Origin of the sequence: Clostridium arbusti SL206, from assembly GCF_000246895.1 — a bacterium.
In the GTDB taxonomy this organism is placed as follows: domain Bacteria; phylum Bacillota; class Clostridia; order Clostridiales; family Clostridiaceae; genus Clostridium_I; species Clostridium_I arbusti.
The window spans coordinates 1-5279 of record NZ_BAEV01000157.1; the positions used below are offsets into that span (position 1 = coordinate 1).

Below are 5279 nucleotides of genomic sequence, written 5' to 3' on the forward strand. Positions count from 1 at the left end.
AGAAACCATTTCATTTACACTATCATAACTTGATACATCTGTTTTTACATATAATTCTTCGCCACTATTATCTTTCTTTTTAAACTCTGGTGCATTAGGACTCATATCTCCTACTACTACATTAGCTCCATTATCCAAAAATTCTTGAACTACTGCCTTTCCTATACCAGATGCTCCACCTGTAACAATTACTGTTTTTCCTTCTAATTCTAACCATGATTTTTTCATACTTTACATCTCCTTAATATTTTTATTTTATAATTTAATTGCATTTATAAAATACATTTTAAACTTAATTTTATCACTTTTGTGCTGATATCAATCATTTGTCTAACCATGGTTTTATTATACATCCATATGTAAACTTTTTCAATAGTAATTTTATTTTTTTTACTTTTTTATTTTTTTATGTTAGAAATTCATGTTAAAACAATATAATATCATTAAGGCACATTCAAATAAATAACTAGTCAGTATGCTAGTCTATTTTGAATCCCACCGCGTCAACAGAACCCTAAGATAGCTCACTATCTTAGGAACCTATTTCCTTGTTGACTTCAAAATATACTTCGCATCTTTGTCTTGTTATTTATTTTCATATGCCTAATAGCCTGTAATTTTTTTAATAATTACTTCAAATCTAAGTAATTAAGAAAGCAGAAATACTAATTATGTATGCCATACAAACATATTATAACTAGTATCTCTGCTTTCTTATAACTACACTTTAATATATAATTATTATGAATTTTCAACCTACTTGAAATCGTATAAATTAATCATTAACCCAATCTCTTTTCTAATTCTTCCTTCATAGATTCATAGCCTTGTTTTCCAAGAAGTGCAAACATATTTTTCTTATATGCTTCTACTCCTGGTTGATTGAATGGATTTATACCTGACAAATATCCACTAATACCGCAAGCCTTTTCAAAGAAATATGCTAAATATCCAAAATAGTAAGCGGTTAGTTCAGGAACATTCACTACCATATTAGGTACCCCACCATCATTATGTGCTAAAATAGTACCTTCAAACGCCTTCTTATTTACATAATCCATCGTCTGACCTGCTACGAAGTTTAGTCCATCTACATTATCAGCGTCTTCTTCAATCACAATATTCTTTCTAGGATTTTCAACACTAACTACAGTTTCATATATATTTCTTAATCCCTCTTGAATGTATTGTCCCATTGAATGTAAATCTGTTGAAAAATCAACGGCTGCTGGAAATATACCTTTACCATCTTTTCCTTCACTCTCACCATACAATTGTTTCCACCACTCACCAAAATAATGTAAACATGGTTCATAGTTAACTAATATTTCTGTAGTTTTACCTTTTCTGTATAAAATATTTCTAGTTACCGCATATTTATAAGCATCATTTTTTTCTAATTCAGGCACACTATATGCTTCTCTTGCTGCTGCTGCACCACTCATCATTTCTTCTATATCTATACCTGCTGCCGCAATTGGTAATAGACCAACTGGTGTTAAAACAGTAAATCTCCCACCAACATCATCTGGAATAACAAAAGTCTCATATCCTTCCGCATCTGCCAACGATTTCAAAGCACCCTTTGCTTTATCAGTAGTTGCATATATCCTTGACTTTGCCTCTTCTTTACCGTATTTCTTTTCCAATAAGTCTTTAAAAATTCTAAATGCTATAGCTGGTTCAGTCGTAGTACCTGATTTTGATATAACATTAACTGAAATATCTTTTTCCTCAATAGTTTCCAATAAATCAACCATATATGTTGAACTTATGTTATTTCCAACAAAATATATATTTGGAGATTTTCTCTTATCCTTTGAAAGACTGTTATAAAAAGTATGTGTTAACATTTCTATAGCAGCTCTTGATCCTAAATAAGAACCACCAATTCCAATCACTATAAGTACATCTGAATCATTTCTTATTTTTTCTGCTGATTTTTTTATCCTTGTAAATTCTTCTTTATCATAATTTACAGGAAGATCAATCCAGCCTAAAAAATCGTTTCCTTGACCTGTCTTATTATGAAGCATTTCATGTGCTGCTGTTACCATTGGCTGTAAGTATGTAATTTCATGCTCATCCAAAAAAGAAGCCACTTTTGTTAAATTTAAAGATAAACTTTTAATCATATTAGTATCCTCCCAGATATATTGTTTTTAGTTGAATAATTATTGATTTTTCTTATATGGTAGAAAAGCGTTTGTACATCTACACATTTATGCAAATATACTTATTTGTGATGTATTTATTTTAATTATACATTATTTTATTTAGTGTTTCAATAATATTTGATATAATTTGGTATAATTGTTATCTATTTAGAAAAAATATAAAATTTAAGTCCTCCTGAATATTCAAGAAGACTTAAATTTTATATTTATTTTATTTCTGTATTTATCTCAGTTTTATCAAAAGCAGTAATAAGCATTTGCTTAATTTCACTTATTAATGGATATCTTGGATTAGCCCCTGTACACTGGTCATCAAAGGCAAGCTCACACATCTTATCAAGTGTAGCATAGAAATTCTTTTCTGAAACTCCAGCATCTTTAATACTCATTGGAATGTTTATTTTCTCTTTTAATTCATGGATGGCCTTAATTAAAAGCTCAACTTTTTCATCATCCGTATTGCCACCTAAATTTAGATAATCTGCAATTTTACCATATCTCCATTTAGCATTTGGATATTTATATTGAGGATATGCTGCTTGTTTTACTGGGTTATCTGCTGAATTAAATCTGATAACTTCTTCAATTAACAGTGCATTAGCAGTTCCATGTGCTATATGGTGCTCTGCTCCTAACTTATGTGCCATTGAGTGACATACTCCTAGGAATGCGTTAGCAAAGGCCATTCCTGCCATTGTTGATGCATGGGCCATTTTCTCTCTTGCCTTTTCATTAGTAGTACCTTCTGCATAGGCTGTAGGCAAATATTTAAATATTAATCTTATGGCTTCTAATGCGAGTCCATTGGTATATTCTGATGCAAGTACTGATGTATAAGCTTCTATACCATGAATCAAAGCATCTATACCTGATGCTGCTGTTAATCCTTTTGGCATATTCATCATTAATTCAGCATCTACTATTGCCATATTTGGAGTTAATTCATAGTCTGCTAGTGGATATTTAACTCCTGTCTTTTCATCTGTTATTACAGCAAAAGGTGTAACTTCTGATCCTGTTCCAGCTGAGGTTGCTACCGCAATCATCATAGCTTTTTCTCCAAGCTTTGGAAAATTATATATTCTCTTTCTTATATCCATAAATCTCATGGCAAGGTCTTCAAATTTTACCTCTGGATGTTCATACATTACCCACATTATTTTGGCTGCATCCATTGCTGAACCCCCACCAAGAGATATTATTGTGTCCGGTTTAAAGTCCATCATTTCTTCTGTACCTTTTCTAGCTGTAGATAGAGTTGGATCTGGCTCTACTTCTGTAAATACTTTAAAATCAACACCTATTTCTTCAAGAACTTTTGTGATAGCATCTGCATATCCAAGATCATAAAGGACTTTATCCGTCACTATAAATGCTCTCTTTTTATTTAAATCTTTCAATTCTCTTAATGCGAATTGAAGACATCCAAATTTGAAGTAAACCTTTTCTGGAACTCTAAACCAAAGCATATTCTCTCTCCTCTCAGCTACACGTTTAATATTTAACAGATGTTTAGGTCCAACATTTTCTGATACTGAATTTCCTCCCCAAGAGCCACATCCTAATGTAAAGGAAGGAGCTATTTTAAAATTATATAAGTCTCCACTTGCACCCTGTGCTGCAGGTATATTTATAAAGGTTCTTACTGTTTTCATAGCATTGCTGAATTTATCTATCTTATCTTTTGCCTTTATTATATCTGCATATATTGCTGAAGTATGTCCAAGTCCTCCTAGATTAACAAGAGTTACAGCTTTATCAAGGGCATCATCAAAGTTTTCTGCTCTGTACATAGCCAAAACTGTAGATAATTTTTCATGGGCAAAAGGTTCTTCCTTTCCTACAGAAGTAACTTCTCCTATAAGGATTCTTGCTGTTTCTGGTACTTTAATTCCTGACATTTCAGCTATTTTATAGGCTGATTGTCCTACTATCTTTGAATTTATACTGCCATTTATAAAAATTGTTTTTCTTACTTTATCTATTTCACTTTCTTTAATTATATATGCTCCTCTTTCTGCAAATTCTTTTCTGACTTCATCATATATAGAATCCAAAACTATTACTGATTGCTCTGAAGCACATATAACGCCATTATCAAAAGTTTTTGAAAGAATTACTGAACTTACTGCCATTTTTATGTGTGCACTTTCATCAATTATAACAGGAGTGTTTCCTGGTCCTACACCTATAGCTGGCTTACCAGAGGAATATGCTGATTTAACCATTGATGGTCCCCCTGTAGCAAGAGTTATATCTGCCTCCTGCATCAGTATTTGTGTTAGTTCTATTGACGGCTCATCTATCCAGCCTATTATTCCCTCTGGAGCACCTGCTTTAACTGCTGCATCAAGTATTATTTTAGCTGCTGCTATCGTTGATTTTTTTGCTCTTGGATGTGGTGATAACATTATGGCATTTCTTGTTTTTAGTGATATCAATGTTTTAAATATTGCTGTTGAGGTTGGATTAGTTGTTGGTATTACAGCTGCCACAATGCCTATAGGTTCTGCAATTTTAGTTATACCATAGGATTTATCTGTTTCTACTACGCCGCAGGTCTTTTCGTCTTTATACTGATTGTATATATACTCAGCTGCAAAGTGATTTTTTATAACTTTATCTTCAACAAGTCCCATTCCCGTTTCTTCTGCCGCCATTTTTGCAAGCGGTATTCTGGCATCTAATGCTGCCATGGCTGCCTGTCTGAAAATTTCATCAACTTGTTCTTGCGTATATGTTCCAAATTTTCTTTGGGCTTCTCTTATTTCCTCTAACCTTACATTTAATTCATCAATATTACTAACTTTCATAAGTTACACCTCTTTCTCAATTTTAATCCACATAATTAAAACAACTTAATTATGTGAAATTTTTAAAAGCTATATTGCACCAATGTGCAATATAGCACTAATGTACATATGCATATTATCTATTATTGTTTGTTAAATGTCAATCAAATTTTTAATATTATTTATATTTTTATATTGTAAAATTGTTAAATTTAAATATTTAGCCACATGTAAACCATTAATTAAAATATTGCAGTATATTTAATTGTTAAATATTTAACCAATGAATGCATTATATAATAATATAAAC

At 31.5% G+C, this 5279-nt stretch carries 3 protein-coding genes; all 3 read right to left on the minus strand.

All coding sequences use genetic code 11. The features are described from left to right. Positions 1-228, minus strand: a 228-nt coding sequence (locus RH99_RS17550) for an SDR family NAD(P)-dependent oxidoreductase (RefSeq protein ID WP_010238628.1), incomplete at its 3' end; no start/stop codon positions are given. Between the two features lie 554 nt (positions 229-782). Continuing rightward, a complete protein-coding gene (locus RH99_RS17555; protein ID WP_010241370.1) occupies positions 783-2135 on the minus strand; it encodes a glucose-6-phosphate isomerase in 1353 nt (450 codons plus the stop codon). A gap of 248 nt (positions 2136-2383) precedes the next feature. Next, the gene (gene adhE, locus RH99_RS17560) at positions 2384-4990 is read right to left on the minus strand and encodes a bifunctional acetaldehyde-CoA/alcohol dehydrogenase (RefSeq protein ID WP_010241373.1); all 2607 of its coding nucleotides are present in this window, start codon (positions 4988-4990) and stop codon (positions 2384-2386) included. Between the last annotated feature and the right edge of the window lie 289 nt (positions 4991-5279).

Excerpts from the sequence above, each read along its gene's own strand:
- RH99_RS17555 (WP_010241370.1), bottom strand. The coding sequence starts at position 2,135 with ATGATTAAAAGTTTATCTTTAAATTTAACAAAAGTGGCTTCTTTTTTG.
- adhE (WP_010241373.1), bottom strand. The coding sequence starts at position 4,990 with ATGAAAGTTAGTAATATTGATGAATTAAATGTAAGGTTAGAGGAAATA.